Annotated in this window: 21 protein-coding genes; 5 read left to right on the forward strand and 16 right to left on the reverse strand. The window is 73.3% G+C overall.

All coding sequences use genetic code 11. The features are described 5' to 3' along the window. The 6 genes from FGW31_RS07190 to FGW31_RS07215 form a co-directional block, all read right to left on the reverse strand. Positions 1-2,629 (reverse strand): SAV_2336 N-terminal domain-related protein (locus FGW31_RS07190; protein WP_267905340.1); only part of this gene is annotated, 2,629 nt, incomplete at its 3' end. Further along, the gene (locus FGW31_RS07195; protein ID WP_142192527.1) at positions 2,630-3,745 is read right to left on the reverse strand and encodes a MoxR family ATPase; all 1,116 of its coding nucleotides are present in this window, start codon (positions 3,743-3,745) and stop codon (positions 2,630-2,632) included. Continuing rightward, complete coding sequence (locus FGW31_RS07200) at positions 3,742-5,298, reverse strand: VMAP-C domain-containing protein (RefSeq protein ID WP_142192528.1); 1,557 nt, start codon at positions 5,296-5,298, stop codon at positions 3,742-3,744. Before FGW31_RS07200 ends, FGW31_RS07195 begins: the two co-directional genes overlap by 4 nt. Positions 5,299-5,462: 164 nt before the next feature. Beyond that, the gene (locus tag FGW31_RS07205; protein WP_142192529.1) at positions 5,463-8,018 is read right to left on the reverse strand and encodes a polynucleotide kinase-phosphatase; all 2,556 of its coding nucleotides are present in this window, start codon (positions 8,016-8,018) and stop codon (positions 5,463-5,465) included. Further along, on the reverse strand, positions 8,015-9,478 hold the full coding sequence (locus tag FGW31_RS07210) for a 3' terminal RNA ribose 2'-O-methyltransferase Hen1 (RefSeq protein ID WP_142192530.1): 1,464 nt from the start codon (positions 9,476-9,478) through the stop codon (positions 8,015-8,017). The genes FGW31_RS07205 and FGW31_RS07210 overlap by 4 nt, the downstream gene beginning before the upstream one ends. 204 nt (positions 9,479-9,682) lie before the next feature. Continuing rightward, a complete protein-coding gene (locus tag FGW31_RS07215) occupies positions 9,683-10,606 on the reverse strand; it encodes an LLM class F420-dependent oxidoreductase (RefSeq protein WP_142192531.1) in 924 nt (307 codons plus the stop codon). A gap of 234 nt (positions 10,607-10,840) precedes the next feature. Between FGW31_RS07215 and FGW31_RS07220 the strand changes: the two genes are divergently transcribed. Then, entirely contained in the window at positions 10,841-11,074 is a 234-nt protein-coding gene (locus tag FGW31_RS07220; RefSeq protein WP_142192532.1) for a hypothetical protein, read from the forward strand. Between the two features lie 781 nt (positions 11,075-11,855). Here the strand turns inward: FGW31_RS07220 and FGW31_RS07225 are convergent. The 4 genes from FGW31_RS07225 to FGW31_RS07240 all read right to left on the reverse strand — a co-directional run bounded on the left by FGW31_RS07225 (position 11,856) and on the right by FGW31_RS07240 (position 14,760). Beyond that, on the reverse strand, positions 11,856-12,326 hold the full coding sequence (locus tag FGW31_RS07225; protein ID WP_142192533.1) for a DUF6099 family protein: 471 nt from the start codon (positions 12,324-12,326) through the stop codon (positions 11,856-11,858). Positions 12,327-12,598: 272 nt separating this feature from the next. Beyond that, on the reverse strand, positions 12,599-12,964 hold the full coding sequence (locus FGW31_RS07230) for a nucleotide pyrophosphohydrolase (protein WP_142192534.1): 366 nt from the start codon (positions 12,962-12,964) through the stop codon (positions 12,599-12,601). Beyond that, the gene (locus FGW31_RS07235; protein ID WP_142192535.1) at positions 12,957-14,141 is read right to left on the reverse strand and encodes an AAA family ATPase; all 1,185 of its coding nucleotides are present in this window, start codon (positions 14,139-14,141) and stop codon (positions 12,957-12,959) included. Before FGW31_RS07235 ends, FGW31_RS07230 begins: the two co-directional genes overlap by 8 nt. A 223-nt stretch (positions 14,142-14,364) precedes the next feature. Continuing rightward, positions 14,365-14,760, reverse strand: a complete 396-nt coding sequence (locus tag FGW31_RS07240; protein ID WP_142192556.1) for a cell division protein SepF — start codon at positions 14,758-14,760, stop codon at positions 14,365-14,367. Positions 14,761-14,919: 159 nt separating this feature from the next. Between FGW31_RS07240 and FGW31_RS07245 the strand changes: the two genes are divergently transcribed. After that, positions 14,920-15,501, forward strand: coding sequence for a YdeI/OmpD-associated family protein (locus FGW31_RS07245; protein ID WP_142192536.1), 582 nt, complete (start codon positions 14,920-14,922; stop codon positions 15,499-15,501). A gap of 184 nt (positions 15,502-15,685) precedes the next feature. Here FGW31_RS07245 and FGW31_RS07250 read toward each other — a convergent pair whose 3' ends face one another. From FGW31_RS07250 to FGW31_RS07265, 4 genes are all read right to left on the reverse strand, one after another. Next, entirely contained in the window at positions 15,686-17,176 is a 1,491-nt protein-coding gene (locus tag FGW31_RS07250) for a glycoside hydrolase family 3 protein (protein WP_142192537.1), read from the reverse strand. A 9-nt stretch (positions 17,177-17,185) separates the two neighbouring features. Then, positions 17,186-18,016 carry a carbohydrate ABC transporter permease gene (locus FGW31_RS07255; protein WP_142192538.1) on the reverse strand — a complete coding sequence of 277 codons (831 nt, stop codon included), beginning with the start codon at positions 18,014-18,016 and terminating at the stop codon, positions 17,186-17,188. Continuing rightward, positions 18,013-19,008, reverse strand: coding sequence for a carbohydrate ABC transporter permease (locus FGW31_RS07260; RefSeq protein WP_142192539.1), 996 nt, complete (start codon positions 19,006-19,008; stop codon positions 18,013-18,015). Before FGW31_RS07260 ends, FGW31_RS07255 begins: the two co-directional genes overlap by 4 nt. Positions 19,009-19,098: 90 nt before the next feature. Beyond that, the gene (locus tag FGW31_RS07265) at positions 19,099-20,373 is read right to left on the reverse strand and encodes an extracellular solute-binding protein (RefSeq protein ID WP_142192540.1); all 1,275 of its coding nucleotides are present in this window, start codon (positions 20,371-20,373) and stop codon (positions 19,099-19,101) included. Positions 20,374-20,745: 372 nt separating this feature from the next. Here FGW31_RS07265 and FGW31_RS07270 point away from each other — a divergent pair, with 372 nt between their 5' ends. After that, positions 20,746-21,510 (forward strand): GntR family transcriptional regulator, encoded by a 765-nt coding sequence (locus FGW31_RS07270; RefSeq protein WP_142192541.1) that lies wholly within the window; start codon positions 20,746-20,748, stop codon positions 21,508-21,510. 129 nt (positions 21,511-21,639) lie between these two features. Here the strand turns inward: FGW31_RS07270 and FGW31_RS07275 are convergent, their stop codons facing one another. Further along, positions 21,640-22,398: a dienelactone hydrolase family protein gene (locus tag FGW31_RS07275; protein ID WP_142192542.1), complete on the reverse strand. Its 759-nt coding sequence runs from the start codon at positions 22,396-22,398 to the stop codon at positions 21,640-21,642. 330 nt (positions 22,399-22,728) lie between these two features. Then, complete coding sequence (locus tag FGW31_RS07280) at positions 22,729-23,685, reverse strand: IS481 family transposase (protein WP_142192543.1); 957 nt, start codon at positions 23,683-23,685, stop codon at positions 22,729-22,731. A 170-nt stretch (positions 23,686-23,855) separates the two neighbouring features. Between FGW31_RS07280 and FGW31_RS07285 the strand changes: the two genes are divergently transcribed. Together FGW31_RS07285 and FGW31_RS07290 are read left to right on the forward strand one after the other, a co-directional pair. Beyond that, on the forward strand, positions 23,856-24,104 hold the full coding sequence (locus tag FGW31_RS07285) for a hypothetical protein (protein WP_142192544.1): 249 nt from the start codon (positions 23,856-23,858) through the stop codon (positions 24,102-24,104). Between the two features lie 83 nt (positions 24,105-24,187). Continuing rightward, positions 24,188-24,568 carry a hypothetical protein gene (locus tag FGW31_RS07290; protein ID WP_142192545.1) on the forward strand — a complete coding sequence of 127 codons (381 nt, stop codon included), beginning with the start codon at positions 24,188-24,190 and terminating at the stop codon, positions 24,566-24,568.

Genomic DNA, 24,568 nt, shown 5'->3' on the forward strand with positions numbered 1-24,568 from the left:
GGTCGGGCGAGCGGCGCTGGAGCAGTTCCACGGACTCGGCGCGGTCGAAGACGTTCACCGGCAGCGGGGTGGCCACGCGCTCCCAGGCCCGGTTCCGGGAGGGGACGATGACCTTGCCCGGCCCGTTGGTCGGGAAGTACTGGCGTACCGCCTCGACGTCCTCCGCGTTGTCGAAGACGAGCAGCCAGTTGTCGTACGGCGCGCCCGTGCGCAGCGCCTCCAGCACGGCGGGCACGGCGGTGTTGGCGGCCGGGGCGCCCATGCTGTCCTGCCCGGCCGGGGCGACGCCGAGCTGGGCCGCGAGCTGGGCCAGCGCGGCCAGGACGAGGCTTTCGCGCTCGGCGGGGATCCAGCAGATCACCTTGTAGTCGTGCTGGTGGGTGTAGATGTACTCCAGCGCCAGCTGGGACTTGCCGACACCGCCCAGTCCGTGCAGCGCGTGCGGGAGCACGGCCGCCGTGTCCTGGGAGCCCAGTTGTTCCTCCACGGCCCTCAGCAGCGCCTGCCGGCCGACGAACGAGGTGTTCCGGAGGGGAACGTTCACCAGTAGGGCGGGCGTTGCGGTCGTGGTGCTCTTCATGAGCGGCTCTGCCTCCGGGGCTTCTTCTCGTGGTGTGGCGTCGGTTACCGGGCTTGGCACGGGATCTCCTGGGTCGTCGGGACCGTTCGACGGTGGCAGGCTTCCCGCTCCGCCGGACGCTCCCCCATCAATAGCGCGGTTCACCTCAAAGGGCGCAACTCCGGACGAACCGGCATGCCCCCATTCGGCGGTACCCGCCCCCGCCGCGCCGGTCAGACGGGGCTCGATCCGCCGGGCCCGCTCGGAGTAGGGCCCCGACAGCGCCCGCATCACCGCCAGCTCGCTGCGCACCCAGCCGCGCTCGGAGGGGTCGGGCAGCGTGGCGCCCAGGGGGTCGCGCAGGGCGGCGCGCAGCGCGATCCCGCGGTCGCCGGCCGCCGGGAGGTCGCCCACCACGCTGACGGTGTGGGCGAGTTGGCTGCGGGTGGTGGTGGCGAGCAGTTCCTCGCGGACGCCGTCGGCGAACTCCGGGCGGCCCTCGCCGCTGTCGTCCCAGTCGATCAGACCGCCCATCAGGATCTCCGCCAGGTGGTCCGGGCGGGTCTCCGGCATGGTGCGCCGCCGCAGCTGCTCGAAGAGGTCGAAGTCGAACGGTACGGCGGCCAGCTGGGCGGCGAGCCGGCGCGCGGCCGGGGTGGCGAGCGTGAAGAAGCGGCGGACGGCGGCCTTGGCGGCGCGCGGGAAGCGCGGGGCGCGCAGTCCGGGGGCGGGCGCGCCCTTGACGAGGGTGCCGGCCAGCACGACGGGCAGGGCGCGGCGCACTCCGCGCTCCCCGGTCACCAGTGCGGCCCAGGCGCCGAGGGAGCCGGGTTTCAGCGACAGGACGGGCACGGGCACGGATCCGTCGCCGCCGTCCGGCAGCGGCCGCAGCGGGTCGGGGCCGCCGGGCGGCGGCCAGTGGGTGAGCGCGTCGTTGGCGGCGCCGAAGCCGCCGGCCTCCAGCAGCGCCTCGTACGGGTAGAGCGTCGAGCGGCGGCGCATGTGCGGCGGCAGCAGGTGGACGAGGGCGGTGGGGCCGGCGTGGGCGAGCCGGCCGAGGAGTTCGTCGGCGGCGGGGGCGGCCCAGCCGTGGGCGAGGCCGTCGGTGACGACGAGGAAGATCCGGCCGCCGCGCCCGTCGAGGAGTTCGCCGGGGTCGGAGCCGGCCGGTCCGGTGCCGCGGCTCAGGGTGGCGGGTCCGACGCGGGGCACGTTCACCCGGACCGTGCGCACGGTGCGGAAGGCGCCGCTGTGTTCGGCGGCCCGGGCGAGGCGCGTGACGGCGTCCTCCCAGATCCGCAGGGTGGGGGCGTCGTCGACGAGCAGCACGAGGTGGAAGGCGGAGGTGCGGGCCGGACGCAGGAAGGGCATCCACATGCCGTCCACGACGCCCTGCTCGGCGGTGGTCTCCTCGTCCAGTTCCAGGGCGTCACGGGAGGGGATGCGGCGGGCGAGTTGGTGCAGGGCGCGGGCGAACTGCGCGGTGATCCGGGCGGGGCTCGGCCGCGGCCGGTCGTCGGCGGGCAGCAGCGGTTGCCCGACGCGGGCGCTGTAGGGGCCCTCGACATCGGGTAACAGCTGCGGGGCGGGCGCCGGTCCGCCGGCCGCGCGGCCGGTGGGCCGGGGCGGGTCGGCGGTGACGGAGGCGGGGCGCGGGCCCGGGGCGGCGGGGTCCGGGACGGGAGCGGGGACGGGTGGGGCGGCGGATTCGGCGGGGACGGCCGGGGGGTCGTCGGCCGGAGCCGGGTCCGGTGGGCGCCGGTCCTCGGCCGCCGGGGCGGGCGCGGGGGACGGGCGGGACGGCGGGGCGGGAGGCACGGCGTCGGCGTCGGGGGCCGGGTGCGGCGCGGTGACGGCCGGGCCGCCGTGGCGGTCCCAGTACGCGGCGAGCCACACGGCGTCGGCGATCTCCTGCCAGCGCGGCCCGTGCTGTTCGGGGGCGTCCCGGGTCGTCGCTCCGCGCTCGATCGCCCGGTCTACGGACTCGGGGAACGCCGGAGGAGGCGACGACCCCGAAACGGGGAATCCGTCGCCGAGCCCGGATGCGTGCTCCCTGGGATAGCCCTTCATTCAGCGGCCCTTCGCGAGGTCGCGTAGGAGCATTTCCACGAGCTTACGCCCGTGACCATCCGCCTGGAAACCACCCGCGGTAGTCATCTGGACAGCGTTGAGCAACTGGTCGAGGGAGTGGGTGCCGCCCGCCTGGACGCGCTGGACGAACAGGTCCACCAGGTCTTCCGTGCCCTGCGGCCGGGCCCCCAGGTGCCCCTCCACCATGGCCAGGAGCTGCTCCCGGGTGGGCGTGCGCATCTCCAGGGGCAGGCAGCGGCGCCGGAACGCGGCCGGAAACTCACGTTCTCCGTTACTGGTGATCACCACGACCGGGAACTCCCGGCACTCGACCCGCCCGTCGCGGACCTCGGCCTGGCTCCCGGGGTCGCTGGTGTGGACGCGGGCCGTGTCCGCGGCGTCGCGCACCAGTTCCGGGACGTCATAGCTTCCATTCTCCAGGACGTGCAGCAGATCGTTGGGCAGGTCGATGTCGCTCTTGTCGAGCTCGTCGACAAGCAGCACCCGGGGTCGATCGTAGGGCAGCAGGGCCGTGCCGAGGGGTCCGAGGGTGATGAAGTCGCCCAGCACCGGCGGAAGTTGACGAGTACTTGACGAGCTTGTGACCTCGTCGTCGTCCGCCGGCGGGCGCGGGGCGTCCGGTTCCGGCCGCGCGGGATCCGTCTCCCCGGTGTCGGCGTGCCGCAGCCCGGCCCGCCAGGCGGCGATGGCCTGGGCCCTGCCCATCGCGTCGTGCGCGTACAGGCCGTCCTTGAGCGTGGTGCGGCTGACGATGTTCCACTCCAGCACCCGGCCGAGGCCGAGTTCACGGGAGATCAGATAGGCGAGCGTGGACTTGCCCACCCCGGGCGGTCCGGTGATCAGCAGCGGCCGCCGCAGCAGCAGGGCCGCGTTGACGACGTCGATCTCCTCCTCGCCCAGCTGGGGAGTGATCTCGCCGGGGCCGAGGCGGCGCAGCGCGGCCTGGGCGTCGGCGGGAGGAACCGGGCGGGGCGGGCCGCCGCCGAAGCGGCGCCAGGGCGGCGGCTGCGGCAGCGCGGGCGCCACGGCCGGTTCCCTGCCCGTGCCGTGGAACACCCGCCAGCCGTTCGGGGCCGTCTGCTCCTGCGCGCTCATGCCGGTGCCTCCTCGCTGGCGAGATCGCCGGGATCGGTGGGCTGGAAATCAATGGGCCGGGTGGGATCGTCCCAGAAGAAGCCGATGTGCCGGCCGAGCAGCTCGCCCGGCCCCTGGCCGTTGCTCTCGGCGTTCCTGCGCAGCAGGTGCACGGCCGTCGGGATGCGCCCCGGGGTCTGCGCGGCGGCGAACAGGGCAGTCACCACCTCTCGTCGTTCCTCGACGAAGACTCCCCTGCGATCCCATATCGCAAGCCCTATCCCTTCCGCGATGGCGGCCTTGAGCGCCGCGAGGGCACTGGTGTCGCTGGGTGCGTCCAGTACCACGGCGGTGCGCCGTGATTCCCCGGCGAGCCCGGCCTGCCACGCCTCGAGACGTGTCCCGTCGCATTCCCGCCAGCCGTGCACGGTGACGCCGTGCTCCCGCAGGGTGTCCCAGCGCTGCCGCCACTGGTCGCGGATCACGGTGTCGTCCGAGTACATGCGTTCCAGGCTGCGCAGGTGCACCCCGTACTTGAGGCTGAGCGGCAGCGGCTGGCCGTCCCCGATCCGGTGGGTCAGCCCGGCCACGTCGTGGTTGAGCAGGTCGTACGGAAGGACGAACTCGATGTACGGCGGCGGGGGCCGGCGTCCGCTCGGGTCGGGCTCGCGCGGTGCCGTCCACAGCCGGGTGCCCTGCCGCAGCGCCCGTTCGACGGCGGGGCCGAGGTCGTCCAGGGTGGTGTGGGCGGGTTCGCCGGGCTGCGGGTTCCAGTGGCCGGGCACGGTGTTGAGCCAGGGCCGCACGACGATGTCGCGGGTGCCGTCGCGGGCCGGTTCGACGGCGATGACGAGGCAGCAGGGTATGTCCGGGTCGGCCGGGGCGGCGGCGACGGTCCGCCGGCGTCCGTCGAGGGCGGCGGTGAGGCCGGCCCGGCGGGCCCAGTCGTCGGCCCAGCCGGTCAGGGCGGCGCGGTGGGCCGGGGTGGCGGCCAGCGCGGCCGCCCGGTCGACGAGGAGCACCGCGGGCGGCAGTCCGTCGAGTTGTGCGTTCCAGCCGAGGACGTGCGAGAAGAGCTGGTCGGGTGAGAGGCCGGTGGGCAGGTCGAGGCCGTTGAGCTGTTCCACCAGTGCGTCGCGCAGGCGCGTGGCGGGTAACTCGCCCCGGGCGAGGACGGCGCGGGCGGCGCGTTCGTCCTCGCGGGAGACGGCGGGACCGGCCAGGAGGTCGGGCGCGGACTGTCCCGCGTGCGGGGCGCCGAGCAGTTCGTCGAGCATGCGGTCGAGTTCGTCGCCCGCCAGGTCGCCCTCGAGGATGCGGACCACTTCGACCAGTACGCGTTCGCCGTCCGCCGCGCTCAGCGCGGCACGCACCATGAGGACCACGTCCTCGCGCTGCTTGACGCCCCGGAGGTCGACCTGAGCGCCCAGCAGGTCGCCGAGCACCATCGCGAAGTGCAGCCGGCCCTGCGCGTCCTCCATGCAGCCGAGTTCGCACAGGGCGTTGGTCAGCCGTAAGAGGACCCGGGTGCCGCGCGCACGCTCGGGGTCGCCGAGCGCTGTGTCTGTTCCCACCGACTTTCCCCCTGAGCCGGTACGTCTGCCTGACAGATCAGCGAAGTTAGCACGGCAACCAGCGGTTAACCAGGGACGAATGAGGTAGTCACCGCGAGGTCCGGCCAGGACCGCCCGCACGGGGGACGGGCCCGGCCGGAATCACGCGGTGCGGCGCCCGCGGGTCACAGCCGCGGGTCCACCGGCTCCGACTCCAGCGCCAGTACGGCGAAGACCGGCTCGTGGACCCGCCACAGGGGCTCGCCGCCGGCGAGGCGGTCCAGGGCCTCCAGGCCGAGGGCGTACTCGCGGATCGCCAGCGACCGCTTGTGGTGGAGGTGGCGGTCGCGCAGCCGGGTCAGGTTCTCCGGGCGGGTGTACTCGGGGCCGTAGACGATCCGCAGGTACTCGCGGCCGCGGACCTTGATGCCGGGCTGCACCGGGCGGCCCGTCTCCCCGCGCACCAGGGCGCCGACCGGTTTGACGACCATGCCCTCGCCGCCGCGGCCGGTCATCTCCAGCCACCAGTCGACGCCGGCCCGGACCGACTCGGGGTCGGCGGTGTCGACGTACAGGCGGCGGGTGGTCCGGAGCAGGCCGGTGGCGTCGTGTGCGACGAGGCGGTCGAGCAGGGCGAGTTGCTCGTCGTGCGGCAGGCCGGCCAGGCTGCGGCCCTGCACGGCGAGGATCTGGAACGGTGCCAGGCGGACGCCGTCGAGGCCGTCGGTGGTCCAGCAGTAGCGGCGGTAGGCGCGGGTGAACGCCGCGGCGGCGTCGGCGCGTTCGCGCTGCCGGTCCAGCAGGTCGCGCACCTCGACACCGCGGGCGGCGGCGCCGTCCAGGGCGGCCAGCACGTCCGGGAGGACCGCGCCGGAGGCGGCGCCGACCGCGGCGTACTGGGAGCGCAGCAGTCCGGACGCCTTCAGCGACCACGGCATCAGCTCGGCGTCCAGCAGGAGCCAGTCGGTCTCCAGCCGGTCCCACAGGCCGGCCTCGCCCACGGCGGTGCGCAGCCGGCCGAGGATCTCCTCGGTGAGGGCGTCGTCGTCGAAGAACGGGCGGCCGGTGCGGGTGCAGAGCGAGCCGGTCGGGCCCTCGACGCCGAACCGCCGGGTGGCGGCGTCGGCGTCGCGGCAGACCAGGGCGACCGCGCGGGAGCCCATGTGCTTCTCCTCGCACACGACCCGGGCGACGCCGTCCTGCCGGTACTCCTCGAAGGCCTCCACCGGGTGTTCCAGGTAGCCGTCGAGGCGTGAGGTGGCCGTGGGTGCCATGGTCGGCGGGAGGTACGGCAGCAGGCGCGGGTCGATCGCGAAGCGGCTCATGACCTCCAGTGCCGCCGCCGCGTTCTCCTCGCGGACCGACACCCGTCCGGCGTGCCGGGTCTCGACGACGCGGCGGCCGTGCACGTCGGCGAGGTCCAGCGGGCGCCCGTCCTGGCCGCCGGGCGCCTCGGTGCGCAGCGGCCGGACCGGCTCGTACCAGACCTTCCGGGCCGGTACGTCGACCAGTTCGCGCTCCGGCCAGCGCAGCGCGGTGAGCTTGCCGCCGAAGACGGCGCCGGTGTCCAGGCAGATGGTGTTGTTGAGCCAGGTCGCCTCGGGGACGGGCGTGTGGCCGTAGACGACGGCCGCCCGGCCGCGGTAGTCCTCGGCCCACGGGTAGCGCACGGGCAGGCCGAACTCGTCGGTCTCGCCGGTGGTGTCGCCGTACAGGGCGTGGCTGCGGACCCGGCCGGAGGTGCGGCCGTGGTACTTCTCCGGCAGGCCGGCGTGGCAGACCACGAGCCTGCCGCCGTCGAGGACGTAGTGGCTGACCAGGCCGTCGACGAACTCCCGTACCTCGGCGCGGAACTCCTCGCTCTCGCCCGCCATCTGCTCGACGGTCTCGGCGAGTCCGTGGGTGTGCTGCACCTGGCGGCCCCTGAGGTAGCGGCCGAACTTGTTCTCGTGGTTGCCGGGCACGCACAGCGCGTTGCCCGACTTGACCATGGCCATCACACGCCGCAGCACGCCGGGGCTGTCCGGGCCGCGGTCGACGAGGTCGCCGACGAAGACGGCGGTGCGGCCCTCCGGGTGGACGCCGTCGGCGTAGCCGAGCTTCGTCAGCAGCGCCTCGAGTTCGGCGGAGCAGCCGTGGACGTCGCCGACGATGTCGAACGGGCCGGTGAGGTGGGTGAGGTCGTTGAACCGCTTCTCGGTGACGACGGTGGCGCGCTCCACCTCCTCGACGCCGCGCAGCACGTGCACCTTGCGGAAGCCCTCGCGTTCCAGGTGGCGCAGGGAGGCGCGCAGTTCGCGGGTGTGGCGCCGGACGACGCGGCGGGGCAGGTCGGCGCGGTCGGGGCGGGCGGCGTTGCGCTCGGCGCACACCTCCTCGGGCACGTCGAGCACGATGGCTATGGGCAGCACGTCGTACCGCCTGGCCAGGTCGATCAGTTGGCGGCGGGCGTCCCGCTGGACGCTGGTGGCGTCGACGACGGTGCGGCGGCCGGCGGCCAGGCGCTTGCCGGCGATGTAGTGCAGCACGTCGAAGGCGTCGCGGGAGGCGCTCTGGTCGTTCTCGTCGTCGGCGACCAGGCCGCGGCAGAAGTCGGAGGAGATGACCTCGGTGGGCGTGAAGTGGCGCCGCGCGAAGGTGGACTTGCCGGAGCCGGAGGCGCCGACGAGCACCACGAGGGACAGGTCGGTGACGGGCAGGACGCGGCCCTGCGGCGTCGGGGTGTCGGTGGTGGTGGTCATGCGGCTTTCGCCTCCTTCACGGGGTGGGCGGTGAACACGGCCATCTGGGTGGGCGGACCGACCTCCGGGTCGTCGGGGCCGACGGGCCGGAAGTCCACGCCGTAGCCGTGGCGTGCGGCGACCTTCCCGGCCCAGGCGCGGAACTCCTCGCGGGTCCACTCGAAGCGGTGGTCGCCGTGCCGGACGTGACCGGCCGGGAGGCTCTCCCAGCGCACGTTGTACTCGACGTTCGGGGTGGTGACGAGGACGGTGCGGGGGCGTGCCACGTCGAACACCGCGTACTCCAGGGCGGGCAGCCGCGGGAGGTCGAGGTGTTCGATCACCTCGCTGAGCACGGCGGCGTCGTACCCCTTGAGCCGCTTGTCGGAGTACGCGAGGGAGCCCTGGAGGAGCTTCACGCGGGCCGCCTGCCGCTCCCCCATGCGGTCCAGCCGCAGCCGCCGGGAGGCGATGGTGAGCGCCCGCATCGACACGTCGACGCCGACGATCTCGGTGAACGACGGGTCCCGCAGCAGTTCCTGCACCAACTGGCCCTGGCCGCAGCCGAGGTCCAGCACCCGGGCGGCACCGGACGCGCGCAGCTCGGCGAGGATCGCGTCGCGGCGCTGCACGGCGAGCGGCGCGGGCCTCTCCTCGGCCTCGGTCTCCGCCTCGACGGCGTTGTCGAGCTGTTCGACGTCGGTGTCGTCCGCCTCGGCCAGCCGGACCAGTTCCAGTCGTTCCGTCGCCCGTCGGGTCAGCGACCAGCGGCGGGACAGGTAACGGCTGGTGATCAGCTTCTGTTCCGGGTGGCCGGGCAGCCAGCCCTCGCCGGCCCGCAGCAGCTTGTCGACCTCGTCGGAGGAGACCCAGTAGTGCTTGGCGTCGTCGAGGACGGGGAGCAGCACGTAGAGGTGGCGCAGGGCCTCGGCGAGGGTGAGCGTGCCGGCCTCCAGGACCAGGCGCACGTACCGCGAGTCGCCCCACGCGGGGAACTCGGTGTCGAGGGCGACGGGGTCGGCGGTGACGGTCCAGCCGAGCGGCTCGAAGAGCCGGGAGACGAGGGCGGGGCCGCCGCGGGCGGGCAGCGCGGGCACCTCGATGCGCAACGGGCGCGGCTGCCGCGGCAGTTCCGGGCGGGCCCGGCAGACGCCGTGCAGGGCGCTGGAGAAGACGCTGCTCAGCGCGACGGCGAGGAGGGAGGACGCCGCGTACGGGCGGTCGTTGACGTACTGCGCGAGGGCCGCGTCGGGGGCGCCGCCGCGGCCCTTGCCCTTGCCGCGCCGGACCAGTGCCACCGTGTCCACCTCCAGCAGCAGCGCCGCCGTGCAGCGCTCGGCGGTTGCCTCGGGGTAGAGGACGTGCGCCGTGCCGTAGGAGGTGGAGAACGCCTGCGCCTTGTCGGGATGCTTGTGCAGCAGGAAACCGAGGTCGGTCGCGGGGCGCCGGTCGGTGCCGGTGGTACTGATCGTCAGGAACACGGTGGTTACACCTCGAAACACCTTCTGAACTGCGGGTACACGCCGGTTCTCCGGCGCGTCCGGTCAACGTACCGGGAAGGGGCCGGGGTGTTTCGGGAATTTCCGGGCGCGGGTGCGCGGAGCGGGACCGCTCTGGTGGGAGGCGGTCCCGCTCGGGGCGGGGCGGGGCCGCGCCGGGTGCCGCCCTGCGGCGGCGTGCGGGCGCTACGACAGCTGGGACTGGACCTGGGAGGAGATCAGCTCCAGGTGGTCGAGGTCCGACAGGTCGAGGACCTGGAGGTAGATACGGCGGGAGCCGGTCTCGGCGTAGCGGCCGATCTTGTCGACGACCTCGGCCGGTGAGCCCGCCAGGCCGTTGGCCTTCAGTTCGGGCACCTCGCGGCCGATCGCGGCGGCGCGGCGGGCGACCTCCTGGTCGTCCTTGCCGACGCAGACGACGAGGGCGTTGGAGTAGACGAGGTCGCCCGGGTCGCGGCCGGCCTCCTGGGCGGCGGCACGGACCCGGCCGAACTGCCGCGCGGTGTCCTCGACGGAGGCGAACGGCATGTTGAACTCGTCGGCGAACCGGGCGGCCAGCCGCGGGGTGCGGGTGGCGCCGTGGCCTCCGATGAGCACCGGGACCCTGGACTGGGCCGGCTTGGGCAGGGCGGGTGACCTGGTGAGGTCGTAGTAGGTGCCGTGGTAGTCGAAGGTCTTGCCGGTCTCCGTGGCCCACAGGCCGGTGACGATCTCCAGCTGCTCCTCGAGGCGGGCGAACTTCTCCTTCGGGAAGGGGATGCCGTACGCCTTGTGCTCCTCCTCGAACCAGCCCGCGCCGAGGCCGAGTTCGATGCGCCCGCCGGACATCTGGTCGACCTGAGCGACCTGGATGGCGAGGACGCCGGGCAGGCGGAAGGTGCCGGCGGTCATCAGGGTGCCGAGCCGGATGCGCTTGGTCTCGCGGGCGAGCCCGGCGAGGGTGATCCAGGCGTCGGTGGGGCCGGGCAGGCCGTCCGCGGAGCCCATCGCGAGGTAGTGGTCGGAACGGAAGAAGGCGTCGAAGCCGAGGTCCTCGGTGGCCTTGGCGACGGTGAGCAAGGTGTCGTAGGTGGCGCCCTGCTGGGGCTCGGTGAAGATGCGAAGATCCATGACTCCATCCTGCACGTTGCGGGGCGGGTGCCCTCGCCGGGCCGTGCGGCGCGCCCCGGGCCACGGTCGGGTGAAATCGGGCGGCGTCCGGCAGTGCGGTGGGAGCGGGCCAGTGACCGGTCACGGTGATGATCGTTGGCTCGGGCGGAGCCGGAGTGCCCGGCGCCCGCGCCGGCGTGTGCGCCGGGGCGCCACCGTGTCGGCCCCTCGGGGCCACGGGCCGAGGAGGCCGTCATGTCCGAAGAGAGCGTGCCGCAGCAGGGCGGGCCGGCCGACGGGCCGCCGAAGGGGCTGTTGCAGCAGATGGAGGAGCTGATGGCGGCGCTGAACGCGGACCTGTCGGCACTGGACGCGGATCTGCACGCGGCGGGACAGGGACGGGCCGGCGGCGCCGGGACCTCCGGAGCCGCCGGGGCCGCCGGGACCTTCGGGGCCTCCGGCGGTGGGGACGGGTACGAGGGCCACTGAGCCGGGAGCGTGCACGCGGGTCGCTGAGCCGGGGGCTCGTACGCGGGCCACTGAGCCGGGGGCGCGGACGGCCGGAGGCGCGGGAGCCGGAGCGCGGACGGCCGAAGGCACGGGAGCCGGGGCACGGAAGGCCGAAGGCCCGGGAGCCGGGGCACGGAAGGCCGAAGGCCCGGGAGCCGGGGTACAGAAGGCCGAAGGCCCGGAAGCCGGGGCACAGAAGGCCGAAGGCCCGGAAGCCGGAGCACGGAAGGCCGAAGGCCCGGAAGCCGGAGCACGGAAGGCCGAAGGCCCGGAAGCCGGAGCGCGGACAGCCGGAGACGCGGAAGCCGGGGGGCGGGTAACCGGGGGCGGGAGCCGGAAACGCGGGGAACCCGGGGCGCGGACGGCCGGAGGCGCGGAGGCCGGAGCGCGGACGGCCGGAGACGCGGAAGCCGGGAGGCGGGTAACCGGGGGCGGGAGCCGCAAACGCGGGGAACCCGGGGCGCGGACGGCCGGAGGCGCGGGAGCCGGAGCGCGGAGGCCGGAGGCGCGGGAGCCGGAGCGCGGAGGCCGGAGGCGCGGGAGACCGGGGGGCGGGTCACCGGGGAGCGGGAGACCCGAGGGCGGGAGACCCGGGGGGCGGGGAGCCGGAGGCTCGGGGAACCCGGGGAGCGAGGAACCCGGGGCGCGGGAGCCGCAGGTGCCGGAGACCAAAGGTGCCGGACGCCGGAGGTGCCGGACACCGGAGGTGCGGGACCCCGGAGGTGCGGGACGCCGGAGGTGCGGGACGCCGGGGCGGTGTTCAGCCGGCCTCCCGCTCCGGTAGGGCCTCCTCGCGGGCGGCCAGTTTGCGGAGCATCTCCAGGACGCGGTCGCGGGACTCGTCGGCCGCGTCGATGGCCTCCATGCACTGCCAGTACGTCGACTCCTCGTCGGCGGCGCTGGCGATGGCGACCAGGGCGATGCCGACCTCGCCGAGCAGACCGCCGAGGTACATCAGGGACTGGCGGGCCTCGCCCAGCTCGGTGAGCTGGGCCGCGCGCAGTTCTCCCGGGCCGAACTCCGGGGTGTCCAGGACCCCGCAGCCGCGGCCCGCCAGTTCGGTCAGGCCCAGGGCCTCGCCGCGCAGTTCCGGTGGTCCGGCGACCGCCAGGCGGCTCCCTATCGCCTGTGCCAGGGCCTGCGCCTGCCACACCTCGGTCAGCTGCTCCGGCGCGCCGCCGCTCGCGGCCAGAGCCCGCCTGCTCGTCACGATGAGCCGCACAGCGTCCATGCGCTGCCCCCGTCTGTCCGACGCGCTGCCCACGCGTCCCCATCCGTTGAACTCCCTTGTTCACTACCCAGAGTGAGGGTGAGTGAGACAAAAAGCCAGAGGAAGACGGAAAATTGCGGACAACAATTCGAACAAGGCCCACGCATCATATACGGAGAGTGAAATCGGAGTGCTCGGCTCCCCACTTGAGGCGGTTCCCCACGCGTAGAACGGCTTCTCACCGGTGGAGCGGCTCCCCACCGGTGGAGCGGTTTCTCGTCAACGGAGCGTTCCTACCTCCCGGACGGCTTCCCGACCGGAAACCTGTGCTCGTTGCGGTCGATCTTGGCGGCCAGCGCGGCGAGCGGATCGACACCGAGGACCTCGCACAGCTGGAGGAGGTAGGCGAGGACGTCGGCGACCTCGTCGGCGACCCGGTGCGCGGTGTCCGGGTCGTCCATGACGCGGGCGGACTCCTCCGGCGTCAGCCACTGGAAGATCTCCAGCAGTTCGGCGGCCTCCACGCCGAGCGCGGAGGCGAGGTTCTTCGGGGTGTGGTACGGCTGCCAGTTCCGCGCGGCGGCGAAGTCGGCGAGGCGGCGCTGGAGTTGAGCGAGGCCCGGAGTGTCGCGCGGGTGCTCGTCGTGGGGATCAGTCACGGTCCAGGTGTACCACCGTCGCTCCGGTCACGGCCGCGGCCCAGGAGGCGTCGCTCACCGCGCCGATCAGGCGGATGTGCCCGCGTTCGCACATGCGCGCCGCCAGGTGCAGCAGCCGGGTGCGCTGGTCCGGGTCCAGGGCGCGGTCCAGTCCGTCGGCGAGCACGGTGAGGGTGCGCAGCGCGTCGGGGACCTCGCCGGGCTCGTCGACCTCCAGGACGCCGGGCCCGGTGAGCAGCACCAGCGCCAGGGCGGCGTAGCGCAGTTCGCCGTCGCCGAGGCGGCGCAGTTCGGTGCGGGTGCCGTCGCCCCGGTCGAGCAGGGCGCGGACCATTCCGCTGCCGTACGGCTCGGCGAACAGGTCGGCGACGGGCCCGGCGCATCCGGCGCGCACCGCGTCCACGAGGAGCGCGTGCCGGCGCCCGCACTCGACGCGGGTGCGCCACAGCACGTCGGCGAGGTTGTCGCAGCCGCCGAGCAGCCGTCCGGTGCCGGCCGGCACCGGGTCGCGCATGCGCTCGGGGCGCGGGTCGCAGGAGAAGGCGGAGCGCAGGGCCACCACCATCTGTTCGGCGGCGGCGAGGACCCTGCGCTGCCCGGGGGTCCGGCCGGCGACGCGCAGCGGCAGCAGGGCGGTGCCGAGCCGGTCGTCGGGCAGCGGGCCGCGGGTCACCGGGGTGCCGCCGGCCGTGTGCCAGGCGGCCTGCACGGTGCGGCGCCGCGGGTCGCGCAGCGCGGTCTCCAGCAGGACCAGCCCGTTCGCCGTCAGCCGCTCCCCCACAATCCGCAGCTCGGGTTCGGCCTGGACGGCGACCTCCAGGCGTACCGGTCCGGCCGGGCCGTCGGCGGTGCAGCCGAGGCGGAAGCCGCGGCGGTGCTGGGCGTCGGCGCGGGCCCGTTCCGGCACGCAGGCGGCGGGTTCGGGGAACGTCTCCGCCAGTTCGGCGCCGCCGCCGAGCCGGGCCAGTGCCTCGTACGCCCGCAGGGCGCTGGTCTTGCCGCTGCCGCTGGGGCCGGCGAGCAGGGTGAGCGGCGCGAGCGGGAGGGTGACGCCCCGGTGGCCGGCGAACGCCGACAGCAGCAGCTCGGTGATCCGCGGCCGCCCGGGCCGTCCGCCCGGGGCCGGGGTTCCGGGGGACGGGGGCGTGTCCGGGCGGGGCGGCGAGGGCGCAGTCATGTGCGGGACGCTAAGGGGTCGGTACGGCGGCGAACCGTTCCGCTCGTCGGGCCTTCCTACGATCGGGCGACGCGGGCACCGCGACCGTTCACGCCCCCACCGGACTCCCGGCCCCGGCCCGCCTTTTCAGCTTCCGGCAACCGGTCCCTGTCCGGGCGCCCGGCCGTCAACCCCTCGCCGGACTCCCGTACTCGCTCGACGGACTTCAGGCGTTTCGGTCGTCTCAGGCACCGGGGACGCCGACGCCCTCCATCAGACCGGTGACCTCGGTGCCGGCCGGGGTCAGGAGGAAGACGTTGCGGTCGACCCGGTGCATGCCGCTGGCCAGGCCGAAGACGACACCGGTGCTGAAGTCCAGGACGCGCTTGGCGACCTCGCCCTCCGCGCCGGTCAGGTCCAGCAGGACCGGTATCCCGGACATCAGGGTCTCGGCGACGTCGCGGGCGTCCGCGAACACGTTCACCCGCAGGACGACGAAGCGGCGGCGGGCCTCGGTCTCGGCCTCGGGAATGGTGCGGTGGCCGACCGCGGACGGCCAGGCGTCACGGCCCCGCAACGGGACGACCTGGGCGAGCCCCTCCCACTGTTCGTCGGTGACATCGTGCCTGCTCACCGGCATGCTCCCCCTCGTCGTACTGGCTGTGTGCATCGGGCAATTCTTACCCATGGTCACCCGTTCGGCCCAACAACGACACGCTCCGCCATCTCGGACGGCCCGGCGGCGGGCCCTTCGCCGCCGACGTTGACCGGCGGCGAACGCGTCCGCTTGCATGGGGCCATGGCCGGTGGAGTGGACGAACCCGTACTCGCTTTCGACACACAGGGCGACTGGGAGGCGTGGCTGGAGGAACACCACGACGACGTGGCGGGGATCTGGCTGAGGATCCCGCGGAAGGGCTCGGGGCTCACCGGTGTCGACTACGCCACCGCGCTGGAGTCCGCGCTGTGCTTCGGCTGGATCGACGGGCACAAGAAGAAGCTGGACGACACCCACTGGCTCCAGCGGTTCACTCCGCGCCGGCCGCGCAGCAGGTGGTCGGCGGTCAACCGGAGCAAGGCCCTCGACCTCATCGAGCGGGGCCGGATGCGGCCGTCCGGCCTGCGCGAGGTGGAGCGGGCCCGGGCGGACGGCCGCTGGGACGCGGCGTACGCGAGTCCGAGCACGGCGACCGTCCCGGACGACCTGCGGGCCGCGCTGGACGCGGTGCCCGCGGCCCGTGATGCCTTCGCCGCCCTCGACGGCCGCAACCGGTACGCGATCCTGCACCGGGTCGAGGAGGCCAAACGGCCGCAGACCCGGGCGGCCCGTATCGAGAAGTTCGTCGCCATGCTCGCCGAGGGGCGCACGCTCCACCCGTGACGGGCCGGCGGCGCGACCGTGACGGCCCGGCGGCGCGACCGGTACGGGCCGCCGGCGCGACCGGCACGGGCCAGCGGCGCGACCGGCACGGGCCAGCGGCGCGACCGGTACGAGCCGGCGGCGCGACCGGTACGAGCCGGCGGTGACCGGTACGGGCCGCCGGCCGCCGGCCGCCCGCGCGGACTCAGCCGGCGACGACCGCCTCCGCGGCGGCCACACCGCAGACGCGGGCCGCACCGTGCGTGGCGATGTGCAGCGCGCCGCGCGGGTCGGCCTGCGGCACGCCCATCTCCACGACCACGGTGCCCGCGTCGGCGGCGAGCAGCGTGTCCAGGGCGGTGCGCATCCACGGGTGCCGGTGCTCGTCGCGGACCACGGCGACCACGCGCCGGCCGGCCGCCGCCCGCAGCGCCCGGTCACCGGCGTCGGGGCCGGTGAAGACGCCGGTGGCGGTGCCCGGCAGCAGCCGCTCCAGCTCGGCGCCGACACCCCACGGCGTCTCGTCGCCGACGGCGATGTTGGCCTCCGGGGTGAAGGTCGCCACGTACACCGCTCCGGTGACGGGCGGGGCCGGGGCGGTGCGGGTGACGGTGACCGCGCGGCGGGCGGCGGTGAGGCCGACCTCGGGTTCGGGGCCGGCCGCCGCGTCCGGGGACCGCCGTACGCCCGCGGTCCACTCGGCCAGGGCGCGCACCCGGGCGGCGGCGTCGGCGAGCCGCTCCTCGGACAGTTCGCCGGAGCGGACGGCTCCGACCAGCGCGTCCTGCAGCCGCTGCACGGTGTCCTCGTCGCACAGTCCGCCGCCCACGCAGATCGCGTCGGCGCCGGCGGCGATGGCGAGGACGACGCCGTGTTCGAGGCCGTAGGTGCCGGAGATGGCGCGCATCTCCATGCCGTCGGTGACGATCAGGCCGTCGTAGCCGAGTTCGCCGCGCAGCAGGTCGGTGAGGATGCGGCGGGACAGGGTGGCCGGGCGGTCCGGGTCGAGCACCGGCACCCGGATGTGCGCGCTCATCACTGCACGGGTGCCGGCCGCGATCGCCGCCCGGAACGGCCGGAGTTCACGCTCGTGCAGCGTGGTGGTGTCGAGGTCGATGTGCGGGATGGCGTGGTGCGAGTCGACGCTGGTGTCGCCGTGGCCGGGGAAGTGCTTGGTGCAGGCGGCGACCCCGGTCGACTGCAGTCCCTCGACGTAGGCGGCGGTGTGCCGGGCCACCAGGCCGGTGTCGCCGCCGAACGAGCGCACGCCGATCACCGGGTTGTCGGGGTTGGCGTTGACGTCGGCGGACGGCGCCCAGTTGAAGTTGACGCCGCACGCGGCGAGCCGGCGGCCCAGTTCGCGCGCGACGCGCCGGGTCAGGTCGGTGTCGTCGACGGCGCCGAGGGCGTGGCTGCCGGGGAAGGAGGAGCCGGTGCGGACCTCCAGGCGGGTGACGTCGCCGCTCTCCTCGTCGATGGCCACCAGCAGGTCGTCCCGCTCGGCCCGCAACTGCGCGGTGAGGGCGGTGACCTGCTCGGCGGTGGCGACGTTGCGGCCGAACAGGGCGACGGAGGCGAGGCCCTCGCCGAGCCGGCGGCGCACCCAGTCGGGCGCGGTGGTGCCGGCGAAGCCCGGCTGCAGTACGGCGAGCGCGTCCCGGGTGAGGGTGTCGGTGCCGGTGGTGAATGTCGTCATCGGGTGGCGTTATCCCTTCACGGCGCCCGCGGTGAGGCCGCTGACGGCCTTGCGCTGCAGGTAGACGAAGAGGATCAGGATCGGGACGGCGAACAGCGACGAGGCGGCCATGGTGGCGCCCCAGTCGTTGCCGAACTGGGTCTGGAAGCCGGACAGCCACAGCGGCAGGGTCTGCGCCTCGGCGTCCTTGTTGAGCACCAGGACCAGGGCGAACTCGTTCCAGGCGGTGATGAAGCCGAACAGCGAGGTGGACATCAGTCCGGGCGCGAGCAGCGGCAGGATGACCCGGCGGAAGGCCTGGGCGCGGGTGCAGCCGTCGACCATCGCGGACTCCTCCAGTTCCTTCGGCACGGCGGCGACGAAGCCGCGCAGCGTGAGGATGGTGAAGGGGAGGATCATCATCATGTAGAAGAGCGTCAGCGGCACGAGGCTGTTCAGCATCGACGCGTCCCGCACGATCATGTACATTGCGATGATCATGACTTCCCAGGGCGCCATCTGGGCCAGCATGAAGCCGACGACGAAGCCGCGCCGCCCCCGGAACCGCATCCGTGCCAGCGCGAAGGACCCGGCCAGCGCGATGACCAGCGAGAAGACGACGGCCAGGACGGTGACGGTCAGCGAGTTGGTGACGTACGTCCAGAAGTGGTCGACACCGGTGGCGGTTTCGAAGTGTTCGAAGGTGACGTCGGTCGGGAACCAGACCGGGTCCTCGGAGATGATGTCGCCGGTCGGTTTCAGCGCCGTGGCGAACATCCAGTACACGGGGAAGACGAAGCCGATGAACAGGACGACGGCCGTGGCGTTGGGCCAGATCCGGGAATAGAGCGAGCGCTTCACAGCCCGGCCTCCTCTTCGTTCTCCTGCTTGAGGACGATCCTGAGGTAGTAGGCGGTCAGGCCGAGCAGGATCAGGATCGTCAGCACGGCGATCGCCGCGCCCATGCCGTAGTGCTGGTTGCCGACGCCCTCGACGTAGGCGTACACGGGCAGGATCTCGGTGAGCCGGTCGGGGCCGCCGCCGTTGAAGGTGAAGACCTGCACGAACGCCTTGAAGACCCAGATGATCTCCAGGAACGTCGTGGCGTAGAGGAAGGGCCGCAGGAACGGCAGGGTGACGGTGGTGAAGCTGCGCCAGCCGCCGGCGCCGTCGAGGGCGGCGGCCTCGTACAGCTCGTTCGGGATGGTGGTGGTCGCGGCGTAGAGGTTGATCGCGACGAACGGGATGGACATCCACACGATCAGCAGGGTGACGACGAAGAACGTCGACATCTGGCTGCTGGTCCAGCTGTAGTCGGCCATGGAGTGCCAGCCGAGCTTGTCCAGGACCCAGTTGACGACGCCGAAGCGCTGCGCGAACAGCCACTGGTAGACGGTGGTCGCGGCCACCACGGGCATGGCCCAGGCCAGCACCAGGCCGAGCAGCAGCGTGAACCGCATCCGCTTGCCGAGGCGGGCGAGCAGCAGGCCGACCAGCGTGCCCAGCACCATGATCAGGACGACGTTGGCCGCCGTGAACAGGATGGAGCGCAGGGTGACCCGCCAGAAGTCCTCGCCGGTGAGGACCTCCCGGTAGTTGTCGACGCCGTTCCACTCGGTGACGTGCTGGATCAGCTGCGCCATGTTGAGGTTCTGGAACGACAGCAGCACGTCCTTCAGCAGCGGCCAGCCGAGCAGCAGCACGGTGGCCGCGCAGGCGGGCAGCAGCAACAGGTACGGGGCGAGCGCGCCGGCGCGCGACGCGGCTCGCGGTGTCGGCCTGCCGGGTCCCCCGTCGTCCGCCTTGCGGACGTCCGCCGGGCCGGAGGGCGGCCGTTCGGTCTGCACGGTCATGCTCGCGATCTCTCTTCTCGGCGTACCCGGCGCGGGGCGGGGGCCGTCCGTTACTGGCCGGCCCCCGCTCCGGTCGGAGCGCGTGCGCTTCTACTGCTGCTGCGCCAGGCGCTTGTTGAACTCGCCCTCGACCTGCTTCGCGGCCTCGGCCGGTGACTTGCCGTTCAGCACGGCGGTCATGTACGTCTTGATCGGGTTGGGCGCGTTCTCGACCGCGGCCCACTCCGGGATCAGCGGGGTGGTGCCGCCGACGGCGGCGGCCGGCGCTGCGGCCTCGGCCGGGGCGTTGCCCTTGAGGTTGCTCTGCAGCGACTCCTTGTTCGGGATGACGCCGTTGAGCTTGGCCAACCGGCCCTCGAACGTGTCGGAGAGGGCGAGCTTCAGGAACTCCTTGGCGAGCTCCTGCTTCTGGCTGCCCGCGGCGACGGCGAGGTTCGAGCCGCCGAGGAAGACGCCCTCGGGCTTGTCGGCGGTGGCGCCGGGGATGGTGAAGTAGCCGATCTCCTTCTCGATCCCCGGGTTGGCCTTGATGGCGATGCCGGCTTCCCAGCCCATGCCGATGAAGGCGCCGACGTCGCCCTTGGCGAAGACCTCGCCCTGCTGCGGGGTGGCCTCGTCCTTGTCCTTGGGCGCCTTCGAGAGGGACTGGAACTTCTTGTACGTCTCCATGGCGGCGGCGACCTTCGGGTCGTCGAGGTTGGAGACGTACGTGTCGCCGTCCTTCTTGACCAGTTCGGCACCCTCGCCGATCACCAGGCCGACGAAGTGGTACCAGTTCTGCCCGGGCAGGTAGATCGGCTCGGCGTCGGTCTTCTCACCGATGGTCTTCAGGGCGTCGTAGAACTCGTCGCGGGTCTTGGGGGTGTCCTTGAGGCCGGCGTCCGCCCAGACCTTCTTGTTGTAGAGGACGACGCGGTTGGCGAAGTACCAGGGCGCCGCGTACTGCTTGCCGTCGTAGATGGACGAGGCGTTGAGGGACTCGGTCCACTCGGCGCCGATCTCCGACTTGAGGTCGGCGAGGTCGGCGAGGCCGCCGGTCTTGGCGTAGGCGGGGGTCTGGGTGTTGCCGATCTCGAAGACGTCCGGCGGGTTCTCCTCGGACAGGGCGGTGGTCAGCTTCTGCTGGATGCCGTTCCACTGCTGGACCTCGAACTCGACCTTCGCCTTGGTCTTCTTCTCGAACTCGGCGGCGAGGTCCTTCTGCCACTGGTCCGGCGAGGAGCCGTCCATCACCCAGACGGTGAGCGTCTCGCCGGCGTATCCGTCCGCGCCGGCCTTGTCGCCGTCACCGCCGTCGCCGCCGCAGGCCGCGACCGAGAACACCATGCCCGCGACCCCGATCGCGGCTATCAGCTTGCGCTTCACGCGCCACCCCTCCTCAGGAATGCCTTGCACACCCACGCCCTCGGCGGTGACCCTCACAACGGCGCAACAGCTCGGCGGGCTGGGACCCGGCTTCCTCTAAATGGTTTAGACCAGCAAGGGGAGCTTGGCCTAGACCTATGGCTCTGTCAAGGGTCGGCGCAGACGCCTCGGCAACATCGCCGACACCCGTGACAGAACGCCCCAACCACCCCCGGACCAGGGCCGATCGAGGGTTGGACTAGACCAAAGAGAGGACGCGCGGTTATAACGGGACCGCCGAGCGTGCGGCGCCGAACCCGGCCGTCCGCCGACGTGCACCGCGGTCGGCTCCCTGCCGTCCGCGCGCCGGACACCGCAGCCGGAAGGCAGGTCATGACCACGGACGTCAGCAGCGCCCAGGCCCGCACGGGGACGCCGGGCCGCACCGGTCGCGTCCCGAAGTACTACCGCATCAAACAGCGGTTGCTGCAGATGACCGAGGAGCGCGCACCGGGCTCGCCGATGCCCGCCGAGCGGCTGCTCGCCGTCGAGTTCCGCACCTCCCGCACCACCGTCCGCAAGGCCCTGCAGGAACTCGTCGGCGAGGGCCGACTCGACCGCATCCAGGGCAAGGGCACCTTCGTCGCCCGTCCGAAGGTCTCCCGGACCCTCCAGCTGACCTCGTACACCGAGGACATGCGGGCCCAGGGACTCACTCCCGCCTCCCGGGTGCTGGACATCGGCTACGTCCCCGCCGACGAGGAGCTCGCGGCCCTGCTGGAGATGGAACCCGGGGGCCGGGTGCTGCGCATCGAGCGGCTGCGACTGGCCGGCGGCGAGCCGATGGCCATCGAGACGACCCACCTGTCCGCCCTGCGCTTTCCCGCCCTGCGCCGCAACCTGAACCGTCACGCCTCGCTGTACACCACCCTCGCCGAGGTGTACGGCGTCCGTCCGGCGGAGGCCGACGAGACCATCGAGACCTCGCCGGCCACCCCGCGGGAGGCGGGCCTGCTCCACACCGACGTGGGCCTGCCGATGCTGCTGCTGTCCCGGCACTCGCGGGACGAGACGGGCACACCGGTCGAGTGGGTCCGCTCCGTGTACCGCGGCTCGCGGTACAGGTTCACCGCCACACTGCGCCGCCCGACGCCCTGACCGGCCGCTCCGGCGGCCGCACGGATACGGGAGTTCGCCCGCCGTCCGGCGGGCCCGCGCCTCACCGCGCGTCCCCCGCCACCCTCGCCATCGTCCCCGGACCGCCGTGGCGGTGACCGGGACGGCCGGTCACCGCTGCTTCGTACCGGGCCCTCGGCCGTCGGACAGTGTGCGGTCCAGGAGGGGCAGCAGGCGGTCCCAGTGGCGCCGCAGTCCGGCGGGGTCGAAGGCGTCGGTGTCGGACATGGTGAACCCGTGGACGGTGCCCGGGTAGATCTCGGAGGTGTGGTCGACGTTCGCGGCGACCAGGGCCCGGTCGAGTTCGTCCAGGGCCTCGGGCGTCAGGTCGCTCTCGGCGTGGCCGAAGTGGACCTCGGCGGTGATCCCGGCGAAGGCGTCGGGCCCGTCCGCGCCCACGGGGGCGTGGAACGCGGCGAGGGCGGCCACCCGGCCGGGGTGGGCCGCGGCGGTGCGCATCGCCAGGAGGCCGCCGATGCAGTAGCCGGTCACCGCGACCGGTCCGGCGGCCACCTCGGGCCGGGCGGTGAGGAACCCGAGGTAGGCGTCGGCGTCGCTGCGGGCGCGTTCGGCGGTGTGCGCCTCGATCAAGGGCATCACCCGGGCCATGAGCGCGGGCCGGACCTCTTCCCCGATGTGCTCGGGAAGTTCGACGAGCGGTGCCGGGCCGTGCCGGTGGAAGAGGTGGGGTACGAGGACGTAGTACCCGTGTCGGGCCAGGTCGTGGGCCAGCTCGCGCAGCGCGGGCCGGAGACCGAAGCCGTCCGCGTACATCAGCACCCCCGGGTGCCGCTCGCCGTCGTCGGGGAAGGCGGCGAAGGCGTCGGCCCGGCCGTCCGTGGTGGGGATCAGCAGGGTTGTGGTGGGCATGGATTCTCCTGTCGTCGTTGATCTGCCGAACCTGTGATCAACGACGGCGGCGGAGCCCGCGCGGCAGCGCACGATCCCCGACCGGACAGCGGGCCGCCACCGGCCCGTACGGCGCTCAGTGGAGCACCGGGTCACCGATCCGTGTGTGGCGCGATGCCGTCCCGGTTGTCATGGCCGCACAGCGTAGCCCACCGGACAAAGGCGACGACGGCGACAGTGGTTGCGGGGACGGCTGCCCGAATGTGCGGGAGCCCGCGGCGGCCGCTCGTGGTGCCGGGGTGCCGCGTCGCCCGTCCGGCCCTCGCACGTCGCGACCTGCGGCTCTGCGCTCTAGCTGTATCGACCCGCAGCGTTGTTCACGCGGCTGATGGGTGGCTGGCCGCCGAGTGCGGTGTGGCAGCGGTGGTGGTTGTAGGTGTGGAGGAAGTCTGCCAGGGCGTCGGTGCGTTCGGTGTTGCTGGTGTAGGGCCGCAGGTAGGCCCATTCGTCGAGCAGGGTGCGGTTGAAGCGCTCGACCTTGCCATTGGTCTGCGGCCGGTATGCGCGAGTGAGCTTGCCGGCCGCATCCAGGTCGGCCAGGGCCTGCTGCCAGGCGAGGCTTTTGCGGTAGGGCCAGGCGTTGTCGGTCAGGACCCGCTCGATGCGGTCGATGCCCGACGCTGCGAAGAAGGCGGCGGCCCGGCGCAGAAAGGCCGCGCAGGTGGCGGCTTTCTCATCCGGGTGGACCTCGCTGTAGGCGAGGCGGCTGTGGTCGTCGACCGCGGAGTGGATGAAGTCGAAGCCCATGCCGTTGCGTGTGGCGCGGCCGGCCTGGCGGCCCAGGACCCTGTGGCCGCCGCCGTCGGGGATGCGGCCGAGCTTCTTGACGTCCACGTGGACCAGCTCGCCGGGGCGGTCGCGTTCGTAGCGTCGGATGACCTGGCCGGTGGGCCGGTCCAGGAAGGACAGGCGGTTCAGGCCGTGACGGACCAGGACGCGGTGCACGGTCGAGGCCGGCAGGCCCAGGATCGGACCGATGCGGGCCGGGCCGAGCTTGCGGTCCTGGCGAAGACGGCACACGCGGACCTCGATCGCCCCCGCCGTGCGGTGCGGTGTCGTGCGCGGACGGCTGGACCGGTCGTACAGTCCCTTCTCGCCTTCGGCCCGCCAGCGACGCACCCACTTGTGAGCGGTGACGCGGGAGATGCCCATCTCGGCGGCAACATGGGCGACAGGGCGTCCGGTGCGGACACGTTCAACCAGCAGCCGCCTGCCGTGAAAGGTCAGCCGGGCATTACGGTGGGACACGAAGGCCTCCGTGCGGTGAAGATTCGACACCTCCACCACACACGGAGGCCTTCGCCATGATCAAGCCCGGCCAGCGTTAACAACGCTCGTGATCAATACACCTAGCGTCGTCAACCGGAGGCAGGAGGCCGGCTCCGCCCCGTGGACGCCCTCTCGAACCAGGAGTCACCGTGCCCGACAACACCGGCAAGAGCGAGTTCACGTTCGTCGTCACCGGCGTCGAACTGACGAAGGACCAGGAGGAGCGGATCAGCCGGGCCATCGCCCAGGCGGGCGCACTCGCGCTGGGCGACGTCGCGCCCCGTGACGCGCTCCCGGTACGGCTGGACCCGAAGATCTGGTGGTACGGCCAGCCCAAGGACGTCCTGGTCCGGGAACTCCAGCAGTTCGCGGCCGCGGAGGCCGGGCCGGTCCGGTGAGGGCCGAGGACACCGGCCGGGCGCAGGGACGGGACGACCGGCCGAGGGCCTGCCCGAGCACTCCGTGCCGGTCCGGTGCGTCGGTGCTCGGGGTGACGACCGGTGCGGGCCGGCTGGCCTATCTGCCGATGCCGGTGTTCGTCGACAGCGCCTTCGAGGCCCGGCTGGAGGCGTCCGGCCGGCCCGAGAGCCGGTACCGGTTCACCGGGCCCTGTGTGGAGGGCGAGTGCGCGCAGTGGACCGGCGCCCGATGCGGCGTCATCGACCACGTCCTGGACGATCCGCCCGGCCCCGAACGCGCCGGAGCGGCGGGCACCGCGCTGCCGGGCCCGTTCCTCCCGTCCTGCGGCATCCGCGCCGACTGCCGGTGGTTCGCGCAGCGCGGCGCGGCCGCCTGCGCGGCCTGCCCGTCGATCGTGACGGACGTCGGCGGCAGCGCCACGTACCGCTCGACGCGGCCGTGA

This window comes from Streptomyces calvus, assembly GCF_006782915.1.
Taxonomy (GTDB): domain Bacteria; phylum Actinomycetota; class Actinomycetes; order Streptomycetales; family Streptomycetaceae; genus Streptomyces; species Streptomyces calvus.

Coding starts and splice junctions, on each gene's coding strand:
- FGW31_RS07260 (WP_142192539.1), bottom strand. CDS start 19,008: ATGACCGTGCAGACCGAACGGCCGCCCTCCGGCCCGGCGGACGTCCGC.
- FGW31_RS07220 (WP_142192532.1), top strand. CDS start 10,841: ATGTCCGAAGAGAGCGTGCCGCAGCAGGGCGGGCCGGCCGACGGGCCG.
- FGW31_RS07275 (WP_142192542.1), bottom strand. CDS start 22,398: ATGCCCACCACAACCCTGCTGATCCCCACCACGGACGGCCGGGCCGAC.
- FGW31_RS07240 (WP_142192556.1), bottom strand. CDS start 14,760: ATGCCGGTGAGCAGGCACGATGTCACCGACGAACAGTGGGAGGGGCTC.
- FGW31_RS07195 (WP_142192527.1), bottom strand. CDS start 3,745: ATGAGCGCGCAGGAGCAGACGGCCCCGAACGGCTGGCGGGTGTTCCAC.
- FGW31_RS07270 (WP_142192541.1), top strand. CDS start 20,746: ATGACCACGGACGTCAGCAGCGCCCAGGCCCGCACGGGGACGCCGGGC.
- FGW31_RS07235 (WP_142192535.1), bottom strand. CDS start 14,141: ATGACTGCGCCCTCGCCGCCCCGCCCGGACACGCCCCCGTCCCCCGGA.
- FGW31_RS07245 (WP_142192536.1), top strand. CDS start 14,920: ATGGCCGGTGGAGTGGACGAACCCGTACTCGCTTTCGACACACAGGGC.
- FGW31_RS07215 (WP_142192531.1), bottom strand. CDS start 10,606: ATGGATCTTCGCATCTTCACCGAGCCCCAGCAGGGCGCCACCTACGAC.
- FGW31_RS07225 (WP_142192533.1), bottom strand. CDS start 12,326: ATGGACGCTGTGCGGCTCATCGTGACGAGCAGGCGGGCTCTGGCCGCG.
- FGW31_RS07205 (WP_142192529.1), bottom strand. CDS start 8,018: ATGACCACCACCACCGACACCCCGACGCCGCAGGGCCGCGTCCTGCCC.
- FGW31_RS07250 (WP_142192537.1), bottom strand. CDS start 17,176: ATGACGACATTCACCACCGGCACCGACACCCTCACCCGGGACGCGCTC.